The 17,932-nt window shown below is 42.9% G+C and carries 16 protein-coding genes; 6 read left to right on the top strand and 10 right to left on the bottom strand.

The genetic code is table 11. The annotated features are described in order from the left end of the window. Positions 1-5: 5 nt before the first annotated feature. Positions 6-479: an S-ribosylhomocysteine lyase gene (locus GFC28_RS16025; protein WP_027409561.1), complete on the bottom strand. Its 474-nt coding sequence runs from the start codon at positions 477-479 to the stop codon at positions 6-8. 150 nt (positions 480-629) lie between these two features. On the opposite strand from GFC28_RS16025, the gene yidD reads away from it, so the two are divergent. The 4 genes from yidD to GFC28_RS16005 all read left to right on the top strand — a co-directional run bounded on the left by yidD (position 630) and on the right by GFC28_RS16005 (position 4,579). After that, entirely contained in the window at positions 630-863 is a 234-nt protein-coding gene (gene yidD / locus GFC28_RS16020; protein WP_044745849.1) for a membrane protein insertion efficiency factor YidD, read from the top strand. Positions 864-1,062: 199 nt separating this feature from the next. After that, a complete protein-coding gene (locus GFC28_RS16015) occupies positions 1,063-2,043 on the top strand; it encodes a metal ABC transporter solute-binding protein, Zn/Mn family (RefSeq protein ID WP_044745848.1) in 981 nt (326 codons plus the stop codon). Positions 2,044-2,172: 129 nt separating this feature from the next. Continuing rightward, entirely contained in the window at positions 2,173-3,525 is a 1,353-nt protein-coding gene (locus GFC28_RS16010; protein WP_044745847.1) for a cytochrome ubiquinol oxidase subunit I, read from the top strand. A 13-nt stretch (positions 3,526-3,538) separates the two neighbouring features. Beyond that, entirely contained in the window at positions 3,539-4,579 is a 1,041-nt protein-coding gene (locus GFC28_RS16005; RefSeq protein WP_044745846.1) for a cytochrome d ubiquinol oxidase subunit II, read from the top strand. A 70-nt stretch (positions 4,580-4,649) separates the two neighbouring features. Here GFC28_RS16005 and GFC28_RS16000 read toward each other — a convergent pair whose 3' ends face one another. The 4 genes from GFC28_RS16000 to GFC28_RS15985 all read right to left on the bottom strand — a co-directional run bounded on the left by GFC28_RS16000 (position 4,650) and on the right by GFC28_RS15985 (position 9,690). Next, the gene (locus GFC28_RS16000; RefSeq protein ID WP_044745845.1) at positions 4,650-6,605 is read right to left on the bottom strand and encodes a beta-propeller fold lactonase family protein; all 1,956 of its coding nucleotides are present in this window, start codon (positions 6,603-6,605) and stop codon (positions 4,650-4,652) included. A 96-nt stretch (positions 6,606-6,701) separates the two neighbouring features. Beyond that, a complete protein-coding gene (locus GFC28_RS15995) occupies positions 6,702-8,783 on the bottom strand; it encodes a hypothetical protein (protein WP_044745844.1) in 2,082 nt (693 codons plus the stop codon). A 63-nt stretch (positions 8,784-8,846) separates the two neighbouring features. Next, positions 8,847-9,371 carry a hypothetical protein gene (locus tag GFC28_RS15990; RefSeq protein ID WP_044745843.1) on the bottom strand — a complete coding sequence of 175 codons (525 nt, stop codon included), beginning with the start codon at positions 9,369-9,371 and terminating at the stop codon, positions 8,847-8,849. A gap of 19 nt (positions 9,372-9,390) precedes the next feature. Next, positions 9,391-9,690 carry a DUF2325 domain-containing protein gene (locus tag GFC28_RS15985; protein ID WP_044745842.1) on the bottom strand — a complete coding sequence of 100 codons (300 nt, stop codon included), beginning with the start codon at positions 9,688-9,690 and terminating at the stop codon, positions 9,391-9,393. A gap of 163 nt (positions 9,691-9,853) precedes the next feature. On the opposite strand from GFC28_RS15985, the gene GFC28_RS19025 reads away from it, so the two are divergent. Then, the gene (locus GFC28_RS19025) at positions 9,854-10,015 is read left to right on the top strand and encodes a DUF1540 domain-containing protein (protein ID WP_080862021.1); all 162 of its coding nucleotides are present in this window, start codon (positions 9,854-9,856) and stop codon (positions 10,013-10,015) included. A 208-nt stretch (positions 10,016-10,223) separates the two neighbouring features. Here GFC28_RS19025 and GFC28_RS15980 read toward each other — a convergent pair whose 3' ends face one another. The 5 genes from GFC28_RS15980 to GFC28_RS15960 form a co-directional block, all read right to left on the bottom strand. Next, a complete protein-coding gene (locus GFC28_RS15980; RefSeq protein WP_044745841.1) occupies positions 10,224-11,696 on the bottom strand; it encodes an o-succinylbenzoate--CoA ligase in 1,473 nt (490 codons plus the stop codon). Positions 11,697-11,967: 271 nt separating this feature from the next. Further along, positions 11,968-12,786, bottom strand: coding sequence for a 1,4-dihydroxy-2-naphthoyl-CoA synthase (gene menB, locus GFC28_RS15975; RefSeq protein ID WP_044745840.1), 819 nt, complete (start codon positions 12,784-12,786; stop codon positions 11,968-11,970). After that, entirely contained in the window at positions 12,776-13,600 is an 825-nt protein-coding gene (menH, locus tag GFC28_RS15970; RefSeq protein ID WP_044745839.1) for a 2-succinyl-6-hydroxy-2,4-cyclohexadiene-1-carboxylate synthase, read from the bottom strand. Before menH ends, menB begins: the two co-directional genes overlap by 11 nt. After that, a complete protein-coding gene (gene menD / locus GFC28_RS15965; RefSeq protein WP_044745838.1) occupies positions 13,597-15,354 on the bottom strand; it encodes a 2-succinyl-5-enolpyruvyl-6-hydroxy-3-cyclohexene-1-carboxylic-acid synthase in 1,758 nt (585 codons plus the stop codon). The genes menH and menD overlap by 4 nt, the downstream gene beginning before the upstream one ends. After that, positions 15,344-16,729, bottom strand: coding sequence for an isochorismate synthase (locus GFC28_RS15960; protein ID WP_044745973.1), 1,386 nt, complete (start codon positions 16,727-16,729; stop codon positions 15,344-15,346). Before GFC28_RS15960 ends, menD begins: the two co-directional genes overlap by 11 nt. Before the next feature lie 201 nt (positions 16,730-16,930). Between GFC28_RS15960 and GFC28_RS15955 the strand changes: the two genes are divergently transcribed. Then, the gene (locus GFC28_RS15955; RefSeq protein WP_044745837.1) at positions 16,931-17,869 is read left to right on the top strand and encodes a 1,4-dihydroxy-2-naphthoate polyprenyltransferase; all 939 of its coding nucleotides are present in this window, start codon (positions 16,931-16,933) and stop codon (positions 17,867-17,869) included. The last annotated feature ends 63 nt before the right edge of the window (positions 17,870-17,932 follow it).

Here is a 17,932-nt window from a genome sequence, read left to right as displayed (position 1 = left end):
TACGATTATCCAAATACTTTCTTCAGTTCTTCCTTATCTTGTTCCAGCCAAAAACGCATTAGACGCTTAGCTCCCTCTAAATCATGAAGCTTCGCCTGCCCGCATTGCTGTTCCGTTGCAGCTGGGACTTCTGTCGCATTTACCGCATCCTTCATTGTATCTTCAAGCAGATCGATAATTTCCTCCACAGTAGGAGAACCGCTGACAACTAAATAGTAGCCCGTTTGACATCCCATTGGTGAGATATCAATGATATCAAAATGATCGTATTTTTCCGCATGCTTGCGAATATTGAATGCAAGCAAATGCTCAAGCGTATGAATAGCATCGGGCTTCATCGCTTGCTTATTTGGCTGGCAAAAACGAATGTCAAATTTATTCACAACGCCATCGCTTCCCACTTTATGCACGCCGCAATGTCTCACATACGGCGCTTTCACAGCGCAATGGTCGAGTTCAAAGCTTTCTACTGAAGGCATTGTATCACTCCTATCGTTATTTTCTAAATACTATCATACACATAAATCCGATTTTTTTCATCTACTTTATCCGGATTATTCAAAGATGATGACTTGTGCGATTTATGATACATTGATGATAGTATATTTTATTCACTGGGTGTGATGCAAATGTTGAAACGCTTATTGATCGCTCTCATTCGTTTTTATCAAATGGTGATTTCTCCGTTAAAGCCGCCGACATGCCGTTTTTATCCGACATGCTCCCATTACGGTCTTGAAGCAGTTAAGCGCTTTGGCGCAATCAAAGGAGGCTGGCTGACGATCAAACGCATTGTCAAGTGTCATCCCTTTCATCCTGGAGGCTTCGATCCAGTCCCAGAAAAATGGGAAGATGCCAAATAAGCATGGGCTTGCGGCTTATTATCGTGCATTTTCATGTAATGGCAGCAAGTCCGTCTTTCTTATAGCTACACGTAATGATTAACCAACTAACTGCATGGGTGAATAAAAAGAAAAAAATACTATTCAAATCGTAATGATTACGATATAATGAATGAGACCATTCATCTCTGCTTGGTAAAAATGAGAAAGGAGAGCATTCATGAGACGAAAAACACTGTTAGCCATCATTCTTCTTGTTGGATCAATCATGCTGTTTGGCTGCAATAAACGTGAAGAAGCAACCGATACAAACAAGCCAAAAAACACACTTACTATTTATACGACTGTTTATCCGTTGCAAGATTTTGCGCAAAAAATTGGTGGACGCTACATAAAAGCAGAAAGCATTTATCCTCCTGGCGTTGAGGCACATACATTTGAACCGACAACGCAAACGATGAAAAATTTAGCAGATGCTGATGCATTTATTTATATCGGCCAAGGAATGGAAGGATTCGTCGATCAAACGAAACAAGCACTAAAAAACGAGCATGTAAAGCTCGTGGAAGCTTCTAAAGGAATTCAATTGCTTGATTCTGTCCATCACGATGAAGAAGGGGAAGAACACGAAGGGCATGAAGAAGCGGAAGGGCACGATGACGACGGTCATCATCATGGTGATAAAGATCCCCACGTTTGGTTAGATCCTATTTTATGCATTCCGATTGCCGAAAACATAAAAAATGCTTTGATTGAGCTAAAGCCAGATGCGAAGGAAACATTTGAAAACAATTTTGCCGCTTTAAAACAGCAGTTGCTTGATATAGATCAACAATTGCAAGCTGTAGTAAAAGACGCTCCTAAAAAAGAACTTCTTGTTTCTCATGCAGCCTACGGCTATTGGGAAAAAAGATATGGCATTGAGCAATTAAGCATCGCGGGTCTTTCACCGACTAATGAACCTTCACAAAAAGAGCTGGCTCAAATGATTCAACTCGCGAAAAAGAAACAAATTCATTATGTCATCTTTGAACAAAATGTCACACCAAAGGTGGCTGAAGTTGTCAAAAACGAAATCGGCGCTGACGTTCTTCGCCTTCATAATTTAGAAACACTTACAAGCGAAGATATAAAAGAAAATAAAGACTACTTCACAATCATGCATCAAAATATCAACGTATTAAAACAAGCGTTGCAATAAAGAAACGAAACCACACTGTCGACTTGACAGTGTGGTTTCGTTTTTTCCTATGATTTCTTCTCTGCATATTTTTTAGAAATATGTGGATAATAACAGCAGCTAATCATGAATGGAAGGACGGTCTTTTTTATGGATGATTTGGTCATTGCCCGCTCTCTATTTGGCACTACTATGGCGTTTCATATTATTTTTGCGTCTCTCGGTGTGGGAATTCCGCTAATGATTTTATGCGCCGAACTGCTCTATCAAAAAACGAAAAATCGCGACTATGCAGTTATGGCTAAAAGATGGACAAAAGGGATAGCAGTACTGCTGGGAGTTGCCATTCCTTCTGGAACCATTGCTGGCGTCCAGCTTTCATTGCTATGGCCTGGATTTATGGAAGTGATCGGCAAAGTGATGGCGCTGCCTTTCCAAATTGAAATCTATGCTTTTTTTGTTGAGGCATTATTCATGTCTATCTACGTATATGCCGCTGATCGTATTTCGCCGGCCATGAGAATTTTGAGCGTTACTCTTGTTGCCCTTGGCGCAAGCGCTTCCGCTATTTTAATTACAAATGTTCATGCTTTTGAAGGCACTCCCGACGGTTTTCGCATCGAAAATGGCCAAGTCGTTGACGTAGATCCTTGGGCTGCATTTTTTAATCCCAGCTTTTTTGTCACCGCTGGACATGTAACAGTTTCAGCCTTTATGACAGGAGCATTTGTCCTTGCTTCAATTTCTGCTTACAAAATGTTGCGGGAAAAAAATAAACGCGTTCTTGAATTTTATCGTAAAGCACTGATGCTTTCGCTTGTTGTTGGCGGGATTTTTTCTATTTTAACCGCGCTGAATGGCCATGAAGCCGCACAGCTTTTGCATGAATATCAGCCGGAAAAGCTGGCAGCAGCTGAAGGATTGTTCGAAACGCAATCGCACGCTCCTCTTGCCATTGGCGGTTTTACAGATCCTGACACGCAATCGGTGAAATGGGCAATCGAAATTCCATGGCTCCTCAGCTTTCTTGCCGGCAATAGCTTTGATACCGTTGTACAAGGATTAAACGATTTTCCTAAAGAATGGTGGCCGCCATTATTTATCCATACGCTATTCAATGCGATGGTAGGCATCGGCTCATTCCTTATCCTGCTCTCCTTGATCGGATTGGTTTGGAACAAAGTGATGAAACGCCCTGCGTTTCCTCGTCCGCTGATGTGGGCCATTATCGCTTCCGGACCTCTTTCCATGCTGGCTATTGAATTTGGCTGGATCTTTGCCTGTACAGGCAGACAGCCGTGGGTGATATACAGGATGATGAAAACAGAGGACGCTGTGACACAATCGGAGAATTTGGCACTGCTGTTTATCTTGTTCGCAGCCATCTATATTGTATTAAGCATCGCCGTCGTTCTCGTATTAAAATACTATTTTCGGCGTCATCCTGTCATCAACGAACTAGATTCACAGGAAACCGGACATTCAAATCATTTTACGCAATAAGGAGGCGAGGAACATGACAAATGAACTCATTGCCATCACTGTGCTATGGGGATTTATTTTTATCTATGCGGTCATGGCAACCATGGATTTTGGAGCTGGTTTTTGGTCGATGATTTATATGAATCGGGAAAAAACAGCCGCAACCAATATTGCCAATCGCTATCTTTCCCCTACATGGGAAGTGACCAATGTGTTTATTGTGGCAATCGTTGTCGCGCTTGTCAGCTTTTTTCCTGGAGCGACCTTTTTGTTGGGAACTGTTTTATTAATTCCCGGGAGCATTATTTTACTGCTTCTCGCGATTCGCAGCGCTTTTTTAGTATTTGCCCATATCGCTAAGGAATATGAAAAAGTGTTGACCTACATTTCAGGAATCAGCGGCATGATCATCCCAGCTCTACTGATTAGCGTCTTGCCAATCACACATGGCGAATTTATTGAAACGGTTGACGGGGTCGCAAAACTAAGAATGGATAAGCTGTTTACAAGCCCGCATGAATATGCGTTCATTGGCTTCGCCATCTCCAGCACATTGTTTCTTTCTTCCTTGCTGCTTGCCGACTACTCCAATGAAGCGAATGAGCTGGAGGCATATCAAACCTATCGCAGAGATGCTCTCATTCTCGGACCTATTTCCTTATTAATGGCGCTTTTTATTATGCTGACGATGCAGGATGAAGCACCTTGGCTGTATGAGCGAATGATGGACTATTTGCCATGGCTCATCGGTTCCGTGGCCATGTTTTTTGTAGCGGGGGCCGCTCTATTCTTGCCGTCTGCCAAGCATCAGTCCATACGGGGAAAACCTCGATTAGCGGTCGTCGCCATTGTCATTCAATACTTTTTAGCGAGCTACGCTTATGGAAAGGCCCACTTGCCATATATGATCTATCCGGATGTCACGATTCAGTCAGGTTTCACTCATCCGAATACTTTTCGCGCGCTGTTTATGTCATACATCATCGGGTTTGTTATTCTCTTTCCGGGATTCATCTATTTTTGGCGATTATTTATGAAAGATAAACGCTATCTTCAAAAAAATGATCCATCATAACGTTTGGCAGTTATTGAGATCGTCATAAAAAAGCCGTTTTGGCCATGGCCAAAACGGCTTCTCGGTGACTTTATTCAAGTGAACGCACATATTCCGCAATAGCGGCTATTTCTCCTTTTGTTAAGCTTGGCACCTCTTTTGTCTGATGGCGCTGAATGGCCTCTTCGATCGTTTTGGCGCTGCCATCATGCAAATAAGGGGCCGTTGCCCAAACTCCCCGCAATGTCGGCGTATCCCATTGCTTTGGTGTGCGAGGGTTGGCAAAATGGGCTCTCGCGTCTCCATTTGAAGCTTTATCCTGTGGATTCGCTGTGCCAATATCATGTAAATAAGCGGTATTCGCTATCGTCAATACTCCTTGATCATCCACTGCTTTTGTACTATCTGTAAAATACTCTCCTCCATGACAGCTGAGACAGTTTCCTTTACCATTAAACAGCTTTTCGCCTTCTTGCGCTTTTGCTATCAAGCTTCCATCTTTATTTCGATACGGGCTTTTCGGTACAGGAAACGAATAAGGATCATCTAAATACGCCAGAATCGCATCATACATATGCTGCACATCCGATGGCAGCGGCTTTCCTGGATCAAGGGCCATCATCCCGCCCATTTCATTTTGTACCGTATGAATGTAATCGCTAAAATCATCGCGAGAGCCATCCCACATAAACAATCCCGTCTTGGTCGTTAGCACATTGCTTGGCACGTTGCGCGGCCCTTTGGGCGTCAAAAGTGTCAGCCCGTTTATTTCCCCATCACTGTGGCAGGAAGCACAGCTCATCCAGTTATTTCCCGTAATATCGGTCGCAAATTCGTCGCTGTTCGCACTATAAAAAATCGTCTTTCCTTCACGGACAAGCGGTGATAAAGAATCTTTGGCAATTAAGCGTATCGTTCCTTTTACTGATTTTGCTTTCGCATAAGGCGCTTTGCCTCCTGTATGAATGACGGCAAGATCATGGCTCATTGCATTGTGGACAAATAATTGCTTTCCATCCGGTGAAATTACAATCCCTCTCGGATTATTCCCTTCAATGCGCCGCAAAATTTGGGTTGCGTTTCCGCCGCGTTTTAAATCAAATACGACTAAATCTTCGCTTCCTGACATCACTGCGTACATTTTGCTTCCATCTGGCTGAAACGCAATATCATATGGATTCGAAACAATGATCGTTTCATTTTTCACATCTTGGACATTGATTTCCGCGAATAATTCCTTTCTCTCATCCACCAATTCTCGATCGGATGCAAGATCAATGACAGAAATGGCCGGAAAAACCGTTTCTTCAAACTGAATCGGCGTATCAATATTCGTCAGTAAATGAGGAATGTAGGCTTTTTTTCCATCTGGTGCAATGACAAACTGCTCAAGCGTGTTCGGAATACCTTGGCTCTTTTTCCGATCCTCCTGATCCGGTGATGGCGCTAACGTAATTTCTTTGATGACTTGATTTTTTTTCGTATCAATCACACTTATTTTTCCATCTAGATAATGAGGTACATACAACTTTCGGCCATCAGCCGTTAGCGCCAGCGTACGCGGTCGATCACCAACTGGAATTTCTTTCGTTTCTTTTTGCTTTTCCAAATCAAATACTGATACCGTTCCTGAACGATAATTAGCTACGTAAAGCGTTCTTCCGTCCTGGCTTGTCACAACTCCAAATGGTTCAATTCCTGTTTTTAAATGACCCATCACTTTTTTCTCTTTAAGCGAAATAATATCTACTCGGTCATCATGCATACAGGACACGTATAAAAATTGTTCGTCCGGACTTAATGCAAGCTGTCTAGGCTCCTTTCCGACAGCAATCTCTGCTTTTTTCTGCTTCGTCTTTGCATCGATTAGCGTGACAGAAGGAACATCAATATTGGCGATATACAGCATAGTTCCTTTTTTGTTAATGGCCATATTGTCGCTGTGGACGGCATAGTGGCGAATGGTTTTTTGGTCTGAATGAAACACTGGACTTGCCTGACAACTCGTTAGAATCAGAAAAAAAATAAGTAAGACCCCTCTTTTCATCAGCGTTTCCCCCATTTTGATTCACGAAAATGAAAACCATTATCATTTTATATGAAAAAGCGGCAAATCTCAATGCTTGCCGCTTTTATCCATTATTTATTCTTTTTTTGGTTTTACTTCCACATTCAATAAAATTGGCGCAATTCCATATTTTCCGTGTCCTGCTTGCACTTGTGGCACATTGTCCCCATCTGTATTGCCTGATTTGTCGCCTTTTATATACACATCTCCGGTATCCCAAAATTCACTGGCCTGCATTCCTTCCTTGATGCTTGGACCATCAATAATCCGATCATAAAAATCAACATAGCGCGAAATGATGGTCTCTCTTTCCAGTACTTTGACAGGCTGATCAGAGTCCGTGTTATTGAGATTGTTAAGGGCAATGCGCAGCACACCTGATAACGCTCCAGCTACAAATGGAGTATATTTCATTTCATTTTTTCCCGTCTTATAAACACGGAGTTTTTGATCCCAAAAATGCTTGTCCATCGCTTCATAAATTTTACGTGCTGCCTCCCGGTATTGCTCGTCTTTCGTCGCTAAAAATGCCGCTGTGAGACCGCGAATCGCACCGAGTTGGGCAAGAAGAGTAGGTTCGTCTGTTTCAGGACCTTGACCAATGATCCAGCCATTTGCTACAAGGCCATCTTCCCTTATTAATTCATTCATGATAAAATCAGCTTGTTTTTTGATCAGTTCAAGTGCACGTTTTCCTTCAGGAGTGCCCAGACCTTGGGCATCTTCTCCGCTTGCGTAACCTACAGGCAATCCATCAATCGCGCGCTCAAAAATGCGCAGCGCTTCCATCGTATAGCCTGCCTGGAACGTATCTACTCGTTTTCCTTGTGCACTTCCGTCATTCTCTTCAACAAAAGCGCCTACTTCTTGATTAAAGTGCATGGCATCAATATTTTTAAACACCTGCAATACCACATCGCGATTCACTGAATATGGATCATTCGAAACAACATCATTCGTTGGATTTTGATCGAGATTTTCTTTCGGCGCACTTGGATATGGCGATCCGTCAAATACAGCTAGAAAAGCAGGATTTTGATTTTTATTATCCGGCCGCTGATCTGTCACACCATAGAATTCTGATGCAGGCCAAAGCATCAGCCATTGATCTTGCAACAAGCTTCTTTTATCCTTCACAATGAGCTGTTTTACCTTTGGCGCCAATTCATTCCCATCTTCTATCACTTCAATTTCATGAGGCAAATATACCCAGCCGCTTTGAGGATTATATTGGCTTCCTGCTGCTTTTGTTAGCCCTTGCTGTTTCGCACTGTAAAATAAATGGTCGCGGACAAAATTAAGCTTGTTCCAAATTTCTTCAGTTAAAATCATGCCTTGCATGCCATCTGCGGAGCTTACTCCAAGCGCAATGTTAGGATCTTGATCGTCATTTTTGGTTTTCGCTTCAATCTCTTCATCTTTATCAACGGTATGTAAGCCACCTAAAAAATCTCCAGCCCATAATGCCTGTTTTAAAAATGTGCCGCCATAGGCAGAAGGAGTTAATCGTTTCTCCATTTTGCTCCGATCCCAACGAAGCGATTGAAAATCGACTTGATAAACCGGAACATAGGTTTTGTCATTATTTTCCGCATACACGTCTGTATCGACTTTTTGGGCATAATGCGGATCACCGCCTGCATATTCAATCATTGTCGGAAACATATTGCGGAAAATTTCTTCATGCGCATACCCTACACTGTCAGCCAATTGGTAAAATCGCTCTGCCAACACCTCATCGTTTGACTTCTGCGCTTTTTGCGCCTGCTGCTCTGTCATTGGGCCATAAATCAAATGCAGCCCAAGTCCCGACTTCTCCGTGACCTCGTACATTGCTTCTTCTGAGTATTCGTACGATTCAATCCCTGCAATATAATCAAATTTTGTCGGTTTATCCATTTTGCGCGCATCCAATACATCCAAATCAAGTCCAAGCCCCTCGGCCAAAGGCTCCCCTGACAGCTCAAATTCTGAATACGCAAACATGTTGCCGGCTGTATCAAAAGAATAATCGGTCACCGGCACAGAAATATTGGCTGATGTCTCACCTTTCTGTTTTTTCTCGCTCGCTTCATTGGTTGGTGAACACGCTGAAGCCAGCAAGAGTGATGAAATCACGGCCGTTGTCGTCATAACCTTACACGGTTTTTTTCCCATAGCTACATCCCCCAGCAACTTTAAAACGATTTTCATTATCATCTATGTTTATTTTATCTTAATTTATTTTGTTTTCAACTGTTTTAAACGATTTTGCGCAACGACAGCCTGTATTTGGCGTTGTCCAGTAAGAAGCGAACAAAATTCTACTGCTACTGTTTTAGAGCTCTCTCTTCTTTCGCTCTCAAATGCCGCTGCTATCCTATTCATATAATAAGAATAAAACGCTTCATCCTCTTGGAGGATAAATTTGCGGATGATGCATATTTCATCTTGTTTGTATGCAATATCAACATCGACATGTTTCGCCCCATATTCAATTCTCTCAAATAAAAGAAACCAGTCAATCGTCGGATCTAAAAAACGAAGTAAATAGTCCGTCGTTTTCGCTAGTACTGTATAATAATGGATATTGGAATGAAACACTTCTTGATCTACGTGGCGCCAATGTTTTTCTACAAGCTTTAATACAAGTGAAGCGGATCGCGACGAAGAAGGAGCCTGATAATATTCTGTAATGATTTTTTTCATCGCTTCACCTACTAGCTGACGCCAATTTTGAGGCATACATAGCTTGACGGCACTCATTTATGTATCCCTCCACCTCTCAATTCGCTTGTTTCGTTACTTTCGCTTTTTGCAGCACAAGATGAATAGAACTCCATGAACGCTTTACAAAATAAATCGGTTTTTCTTGGTTTTTCGCTTTTTGCTTAATTACTTTGGCTAAATTATGATTAACATAGTCGGTCATCACCAGAACAAGATCGATATGTTCAGGAATATCCCGCTTAACCATATTCACTTTGCGGCCATCCAAATGAATAATTTCCTTAAATCCTGAATTTATCAATTTATCGGTAATATTTCCGAGATGATCAGCACCTACTACAAGCAACGATGACATATTTTCTTTCCCTCCATTGCTTTCAACTTTATTTTCATTCTAATTGAGAATGATTCTCTATGTCAATAGATATAAAATTTCTTATTATTTCCGTTATATCTTTTTTTTAATCAGTCAAAAATAAAAATGTATTAAATTTACTAACCTTATGGAGGGAATCACGATGGCAAAAGATGTGCTTTGTGAAGTGAAAAACTGTCATTACTGGGCAGAAGGAAATCGCTGCAGTGCAGAAGCCATTTATGTAGTCAGTCACACCGGAACAGAAGCTTCTAACTCTGGCGAGACGGACTGTAAAACGTTCGTACCAAACGACGAGCTATAAAAGAGCTTATCTTTATCCGCATTTTACTATGATTTGGAATTGTCCCTGTTATGTCATAGAAAAAGCGGGACACAGGCTGTGCAGAAGAAAACGAAATAGGTTAGCAGTTGTCTATCGTTTCAATTTGTATCAATTCCTTTATATGAATAGTTAAGCCATAAAAATAAAAAGAGGTTCATCCGTTTATATAGACGGATTCCCTCTTTTTTTATTGTTCATGTTTTGGAATTAAATGAATTAATTGGCGCCGCAACAGCTTTTTGGCCGCATTGCGCGGCAGCTCATCTACTATATATATACGTTTTGGCACCTTGTACTTTGCCAAGCGCTCCCGACAAAATTCTAAAAGCTGTGGCGGTGTAACCGATACGCCATTTCTCAGTTTCACAAAAGCATAAGGCACCTGTCCCCAGCGCTCATCTTCCACTCCCGTCACTCCCGCTTCTTCGACCGCTTCATGCGAAAGCAGTATCGCTTCAATCTCTGCCGGATAAATATTTTCACCGCCAGAAATAATCAAATCGGATCGGCGATCAAGAACATAAAGAAACCCTTCTTCATCTATATAGCCCATATCCCCTGTATAAAACCAGCCATTCCGTAACGCTTTTTTAGTTGCTTCTGGCCGATGCAAATATCCTTTCGCTACATTTGGCCCCTTCACAACAATTTCTCCAGGTTCATACGGCCTAGCTGTTCGCCCATCCGTTTCGACGCGAAGCTGAGCGGGAAAAAGCGGTTTTCCTGCTGACCCTAGCTTAGAAAAACTATACTCTGGCGCTAATGTAACAATTTGTGATGCCGTTTCTGTCATTCCATACGTTTGATACACAGGAATTCCTTTATCGCGGCACGCTTCCAGCAGCGGCTTTGGCGCGGGTCCTCCCCCAAGCAGCATACACCGGAATGTATGGGGATATGTCAAGCTTCCCAATTCGGAAATCATTTGCTGTAGCATGGTGCTGACAACAGACATAATCGTGGCTTTTTCTCCTAGAATGACCTCATTGGCTTTTTTCGCATCAAAGTGCTGCATCACATAAACGCTCATTCCATAAATCACACTTCTCATCAAGATCGACAACCCACTTATATGAAAGAACGGAACAGCGGCAAGCCAACAATCCCTTTCCAATAAGCCTAAATTTAAAGCTGAGCCAATCGCGCTCCACCAATGATTTCCATAAGTTTGTAATACTCCCTTTGGCTTTCCTGTTGTGCCCGATGTATACATAATCGTCGCTACTTCGTCAAAATCATATTCTTGCTGAAGCGGCACCTCTTGCTCTGGCAATGAAGCAAGCTCTGTTGCCGTTACAACAGGAACTGAGCTGCTGTTGGCATCATCGCGCCATTGTTCATCGACAATCCACCATTTCGCTCCGCTATCTTCAATTTGCCAATTCAATTCTGAGGCTGTTAATCTTATATTTTGCAACAATACAACGGCTCCAATATAATGAAGTCCATGAATGATTTCCACCATCGCCGTGCTATTTTTCATCAATATAGCGACAATATCACCGCGTTGGACGCCAAGATAAGCTAGCCTTCCCGCCGTTCTTACCGCTGCTGTATGAAGCTCAGCAAATGTTTTTTGCCCACTTCCCTCGTAAACAGCAATGCGTTCTGGAGTCAAAAACGCACGCTGCATAAGCCAGTTTGGTGTTGATGTATACATAAAGTCCCCTCCTTTGCTTGATACAAAGAAGCAGCTTCAGACTGTTAACGAACGTTTTCATCCTAAGTTAATCGCATCACTCATCCGCTCATGAGCATGAGCATCTCGGTTTGATTCGCTCATCTTCGTTTGCTGCGTTCCCTGTCCATCCAGCGTTTTCAAGACAGTCTAAATGAAAAGACCCTTAAAATAACGGTAGACAAAGTCTAAATGGACTTTGTCTACCGTTCTACAGCTTGATCCATCACATTCAAGCTGCTACGTTTTTGCATTATGGAAAACGCGGGAACTGTTTGAAATCCGGTTTGCGTTTTTCTTTGAACGCATCTCTTCCTTCTTTTGCCTCTTCTGTCGTATAGTAAAGTAATGTAGCATCGCCAGCAAGCTGCTGAATGCCTGCTAAGCCATCAGAGTCAGCATTGAATGCCGCTTTTAGGAAACGAATCGCTGTTGGGCTTTTTTCTAAAATTTCTTCCGCCCATTTTACCGTCTCTTCCTCTAGTTGCTCCAACGGAACCACTTTGTTGACAAGTCCCATTTCTAATGCTTCTTGAGCGTTATATTGGCGGCATAAGTACCAAATTTCACGAGCCTTTTTGTGGCCAACGATACGAGCTAAATAACCGGCTCCATAGCCTCCGTCAAAGCTTCCTACCTTCGGACCTGTTTGTCCAAAAATAGCGTTATCTGCTGCAATCGTTAAATCGCAAACAACATGCAATACATGTCCACCGCCGATCGCATAACCGGCTACCATTGCGATGACCGGTTTAGGGATCACGCGAATCAGACGCTGTAAATCCAATACGTTCAAGCGTGGGATTTGATCCTCGCCTACATAGCCACCATGGCCTCTCACTTTTTGGTCCCCGCCAGAGCAAAACGCTTTTCCGCCTGCACCCGTTAAAATAATGACGCCGATATTGGCATCATCACGAGCGTATGAAAACGCATCAATTAACTCTTGAACCGTCTTTGGACGAAAGGCATTATGTACTTCTGGACGGTTGATCGTGATTTTAGCAATGCCATTGTACGTTTCGTATAGAATATCTTCGTACTTGCGCTCAGCTACCCATTCAATCGCCATTCACGCATCCTCCTCTTTCAATAAACTCATTTATTATTTTAACAAAAATTTCTGGTTGTTCCACATGAATTGCATGTCCCGCATCGGAAATTTTCGACATGTACGAATTGGGCAGCAGTTCAACCATCTTTGACGCTATTTGGCAAAATTTCTGATCAAGTTCCCCGCAAAGAAGCAGTGTTGGGGCTTTTATTTGCGACAAGTGTTCCCACCAAGAGGGCTGTCTTCCTGTTCCCATGCCGCGCAAGCTATTCGCTAGCCCTTTGGCTTGATGCCTTAATCGTTCTGTACGAATTCGCCTTCTGGCCGTCTCAGGCAGCTGTCTTTGCGTAGCAAAAAGCGGCTGTTGCTCCCATTTGTCAATAAATGCTTGCACTCCATATTGCTCAATTTCCATCGCCAGCGCCTCATCGTTCTGAATGCGCAATTGGCGTTCCTCTTCGGTCTTTAGTCCAGGCGAGCTGCTTTCTAGCAACAATGTTTCTGCTCGGTGCGGATAACGAATGGCAAAAGTAAGCGCGAGCCTTCCCCCCATCGAATAGCCAAGAACGTGAGCACGATGAATTTCCAGCTGCTGCAACAATTCATGCAAATCAGCCGCTACGCTTTCGATATGATAGCGGTCGAGTTCATCCGGACACTCTGTTAAACCATGTCCTATAATATCAACCATAACGAGCTGCCAATTTTTCCAATACGGAATAAGCGGATACCATGTTTCTGTACTCCCTGTAAAGCCGTGTAGCAATAAAAGCGGCGGACCTTCCCCATAAACTTCTACATGATAGGAAACACCGCGAATCCGTTTTTTCATAATCTTCCCCTTTTTTGAAGAAACTCTGTTATTCTCTCTGTGACATTTTTCCAAAGCCATTGATGTTTGGTTACATTTTCTTTCCTCGATGTACACAGCTCGATGACATGCAGCCCTTGAGATTGGATAGAATGCTTTACGTAATAACGGAACTCGTCCCATGTATCCACCTTTTGATAATAGCCATCATACATGCGGATAATATGCTCAAACCGCAAATCGGTCGGAGTGCCAAACAATGCTTCAAAATGCTTTTCTTGCCTTGCTTGCGGCAAAAATGAAAAAATGCCGCCTCCATTATTATTAATAACAATAATGGTCGCATGCAGCTGATAAAGCTTCGCTGCTAGCAAGCCATTTAAATCATGATAAAAGGAAAGATCGCCAATCACAAGCACAAGCGGATCGGCTTCAAGGCTAGCTCCTAAAGCGCTTGAAACAACCCCATCAATGCCATTGGCGCCACGATTCGCCATTAAGCGGATTTGCTTATCGTTCGTCATAAAAAACGTGTCGGCATCGCGAACCGGCATGCTGTTGCCGACAAATAGCGTAGACTTCTCTGGTAAAAGCTCCGTCAGCTCGATAAATACTTTTCCTTCAAACATTTCTTCTTCTTTTCCTGCTTCCAAAAGCTCTTCTTTAGCCAGCTTATTGATGTCCTGCCATAGTTGCATCCATTCGTTTGGCACACGGCGATCAGCGGACCCAAGTTCCGCTAAGCGTCGGCAAAATTCAATTTCGTCACAATAAATCATTTGCGAAGCAGTAAAAGTTGGCTCACGCCATCCGCCTTCCCCGTCCACCACAATTTGGGTAATGGACGGATGCCGCTTTAGCATAAGTAAAAGCGGTTTTGAAATCGGCATGGCACCAAATCGAATAACAACGTCTGGAAGCAGCGCTTCCGCTATTGCTGCGTCTTTAAAAATAGCATCATAGCTTTCAATAATATAGTCTTTCGTATGAGTTCCACTGCGCAACTGAGAAAGTGGATCAGCCAAAATCGGGTATTGTAGCGCTTCGGCAAGTTCATTGACCGCTTCCGCAAATTCCGGCTCATCCATATTTCCGCAAACAATAAGGCCTTTTTCAATACATGAAAGCTGCTTATATAATTGATGAAACTGCGCATCATCTAGTGTTTTTTTACCGATAGCAATTTGAATATAAGATGCTTCCTTTTCGTTAATTTGCTCCCATGTTTGATCTGTAACAGCTGGCACAAGCGGTTCACGGAGCGGAAAATTTAAGTGGACAGGACCTCGCGGCGCACTCATCGCCACGGCTGCCGCTCTCGCGGCCATCATTCGAGCATAGCGCAGCATTTCATTTGAGCTTTCTGGAAGCGCCATATCGACAAACCATTTGGCATGCTTTCCATACAAATGAATTTGATCGATTGCCTGCGGCGCTCCGACATCGCGGAGTTCATGAGGACGATCAGCTGTAAGAACGACGAGAGGAACCCTTGAATAATAGGCCTCTACTACAGCAGGTACATAGTTTGCCGCAGCCGTTCCCGATGTACAAAGAAGAGCGACAGGTTTTCGTTTGGCTTTTGCCATCCCCAATGCAAAAAAAGCGGCAGAGCGCTCATCAATATTCATATGTACGCGCATTTTTGGATGCTCTGCCATCACCATGGCAAAAGGGGTAGAGCGCGATCCCGGACTTACGACCACATCTTCTATCCCGGTCTTGGCCAGCTCATCTACAAACGCAGAGACATACAGTGTTAAATCATCGCTCATCTTGCTTCACTCCTAATGCGGATAACATTGGTTTCAATTTCACGTTTGTTTCTTCATATTCGCTAAACGGCTCTGAATCGCCCACAACACCGCATCCCGCAAAAAGGAAAGCTTCATTTCCTTGCAGCAAACCGGAGCGAATGGCAACGGCAAACTCTCCATCTCCCATTGCATTCATCCAACCAATGGGAGCAGCATACCATCCTCGGTCTAGCGGCTCAGCTTCTCGAATCATTTCAAGCGCCTTCTCTTTTGGAGCTCCTCCAAGGGCAGGGGTCGGATGAAGCCGTTCCACAACCGAAAGCAAGGAAACACGGCTGTCGCTTTTACCGATCACAGGAGTATATAAGTGTTGAATATCTCTCATTTTTAGCAGCTGTGGTTCCGGGGAAATTTTGACATCCTCACACACATCCTGCATCGCTTGTCTAATCATTTCGACAACGAACAGATGTTCGTGTAAATTTTTTTCATCCTGTAAAAGCACTTGGCCAAGGGATTCATCCTCACTGCTTGTACGTCCGCGACGAATCGAGCCAGCTAAACACGTTGAATAAAATGTATGTTCTTCTTTTTTTACAAGCTGTTCAGGGGAAGCACCGATAAAACAGCTGCCGGCTTGTTCAAATGCAAACAGATAGCTAAACGGCTGCTGCTCACACAAGTGCTCCAGCACGGCGCTTGGCGTGAGCTGTCCATCAAATTGAAGGCGTACCTCTCGCGCTAACACCACTTTATCAAAACTTCCTTGTTGTATTCCGTCAATGATTTGCCGCACAGCATGGATCCATTCATCCGTTCGGATCTCTTCGTATGTCACACAACGCGGAAGAGAGGGAGTTGGATGGAATGATTTGGTATATAACAATCCAAGCAGGCGATCAATTTCTTCAAGCATGCTCTGGTTATTTTTTGAAGGAACCGTAATCGTAATCATTGCACAGTCTTTTTTTAGAGATAATAGAACCGTCGGAACAATAAATTTTGCATTTGAAAAATGCGTCCATTTATCTGTTTTCCTTTTTAAAGGATCAAATGAAAAGCCTCCAAATAAAACAGGGGTTGCTTTCTCTTCCTCACCATGCACTTCTGTCATATTTAAAAAATCGTGCCATTTTTCTTCAACGATGGAAAAACGCGGGCCATCTCCCTCCTCAGCGATGACATATGTACAGCCTATCCCAGCGTAAACAACCTCGTTTGAACGATCAGACCAATAAAAACGCTCAGAAAACGAGCTCGTTTCTCCCAGCTTAAACAAATAAACTGGGGCAATAGACGGTACGATTCCGCTCCAGCTTACAAACGGCTGACACGCGGATTTTGTTATCATCTCTAGTTTTTTTCGAATTTGATGCTGATATAAAGTCGCCACTGCCATCCCGCTTTCTTGTTATTACTAAACTTTTTGATGAAACTAGATTCCTGAAAAGTTATTATCACTTCCCATTATATATAACAGGAAATAATTTATCTATTCCTAAGGGGTTGACACCTGTGAAGGGTTTACCTACACTTATTTTGAATATTTTTTGAGCTATGCTTTGATTTTATCCTAATATGAGGGGTATGATTTATGCAATCACCATTACCTAAACATCAACCAACACCTTCGTTGAAATACAATCGAAGCTGGCGTGTATGGTGGAACCTGACACGTCCCCATACTTTGACGGCTGCTTTCGTGCCTGTTTCGATTGGAACCGCTTTAGCTTTTCGGGAAACAGCTGTTCATCTTACATTATTTTTGGCTATGCTTATTGCTTCATTATTAATTCAAGCAGCGACCAATATGTTTAATGAGTATTATGATTACAAGCGCGGCTTAGATTCCTCCGAGTCTGTTGGTATTGGCGGAGCCATTGTTCGGGAAGGAATTGCACCTAAAACCGTATTGTTGTTAGCGTTTTCCTTCATCGCAATCTCTATTCTAATTGGTGTATATATTTGTATGAACAGCAGCTGGTGGATTGCTGTCGTCGGCACAATTTGTGTAGCAGCAGGATATTTTTACACAGGCGGACCGATTCCGATTGCTTATACTCCATTCGGAGAGCTTGCGGCAGGATTTTTTATGGGACTTATCATCATTTTAATTTCCTTTTTCATTCAAACAGGAACCATTACATTCGTTCCAATTGTTGTTTCTATTCCAATTGCCATTTTAGTTGGGGCCATTTTGCTTGCTAACAATATTCGCGACCTTGACGGGGATCAGCAGCACGGACGGAAAACCCTTGCAATTTTAATCGGCAGAACCAACGCGATCCGTCTATTAGGAGGGATGTTTATCGTCTCCTTCGCTTGGATGATTGGATTAATAGCTTTACATGTCGTTTCTCCTTGGACGCTGCTTGTTTTCCTAAGCGTGCCGAAAGCTGTGGCAGCTACAAAAGGATTCATTGGAAAAACCAAACCGATTGAAATGATGCCTGCGATGAAAGCGACGGCACAAGCCAATACACAGTTTGGCTTTTTGTTGGCGATTGGGCTGCTCATCGGTCACTGGCTATAACACGGTTGCATAACCGTGTTTTTTTTTATTTTTCGTTCATACTACATCATAAAAGCGAATTTT

The sequence above is a fragment of the Anoxybacillus sp. B2M1 genome (genome assembly GCF_001634265.1).
GTDB classification, from domain to species: domain Bacteria; phylum Bacillota; class Bacilli; order Bacillales; family Anoxybacillaceae; genus Anoxybacteroides; species Anoxybacteroides rupiense.
The sequence above is the reverse complement of the archived record's forward strand: the minus strand, read 5'-3'. Positions and strand labels throughout refer to the sequence as shown.

What these genes read in the sequence shown, in the direction of transcription:
- GFC28_RS16025 (WP_027409561.1), bottom strand. Translation starts at nt 479, where the DNA reads ATGCCTTCAGTAGAAAGCTTTGAACTCGACCATTGCGCTGTGAAAGCG.
- yidD (WP_044745849.1), top strand. Translation starts at nt 630, where the DNA reads ATGTTGAAACGCTTATTGATCGCTCTCATTCGTTTTTATCAAATGGTG.
- GFC28_RS16015 (WP_044745848.1), top strand. Translation starts at nt 1,063, where the DNA reads ATGAGACGAAAAACACTGTTAGCCATCATTCTTCTTGTTGGATCAATC.
- GFC28_RS16010 (WP_044745847.1), top strand. Translation starts at nt 2,173, where the DNA reads ATGGATGATTTGGTCATTGCCCGCTCTCTATTTGGCACTACTATGGCG.
- GFC28_RS16005 (WP_044745846.1), top strand. Translation starts at nt 3,539, where the DNA reads ATGACAAATGAACTCATTGCCATCACTGTGCTATGGGGATTTATTTTT.
- GFC28_RS16000 (WP_044745845.1), bottom strand. Translation starts at nt 6,605, where the DNA reads ATGAAAAGAGGGGTCTTACTTATTTTTTTTCTGATTCTAACGAGTTGT.
- GFC28_RS15995 (WP_044745844.1), bottom strand. Translation starts at nt 8,783, where the DNA reads ATGGGAAAAAAACCGTGTAAGGTTATGACGACAACGGCCGTGATTTCA.
- GFC28_RS15990 (WP_044745843.1), bottom strand. Translation starts at nt 9,371, where the DNA reads ATGAGTGCCGTCAAGCTATGTATGCCTCAAAATTGGCGTCAGCTAGTA.
- GFC28_RS15985 (WP_044745842.1), bottom strand. Translation starts at nt 9,690, where the DNA reads ATGTCATCGTTGCTTGTAGTAGGTGCTGATCATCTCGGAAATATTACC.
- GFC28_RS19025 (WP_080862021.1), top strand. Translation starts at nt 9,854, where the DNA reads ATGGCAAAAGATGTGCTTTGTGAAGTGAAAAACTGTCATTACTGGGCA.
- GFC28_RS15980 (WP_044745841.1), bottom strand. Translation starts at nt 11,696, where the DNA reads ATGTATACATCAACACCAAACTGGCTTATGCAGCGTGCGTTTTTGACT.
- menB (WP_044745840.1), bottom strand. Translation starts at nt 12,786, where the DNA reads ATGGCGATTGAATGGGTAGCTGAGCGCAAGTACGAAGATATTCTATAC.
- menH (WP_044745839.1), bottom strand. Translation starts at nt 13,600, where the DNA reads ATGAAAAAACGGATTCGCGGTGTTTCCTATCATGTAGAAGTTTATGGG.
- menD (WP_044745838.1), bottom strand. Translation starts at nt 15,354, where the DNA reads ATGAGCGATGATTTAACACTGTATGTCTCTGCGTTTGTAGATGAGCTG.
- GFC28_RS15955 (WP_044745837.1), top strand. Translation starts at nt 16,931, where the DNA reads ATGCAATCACCATTACCTAAACATCAACCAACACCTTCGTTGAAATAC.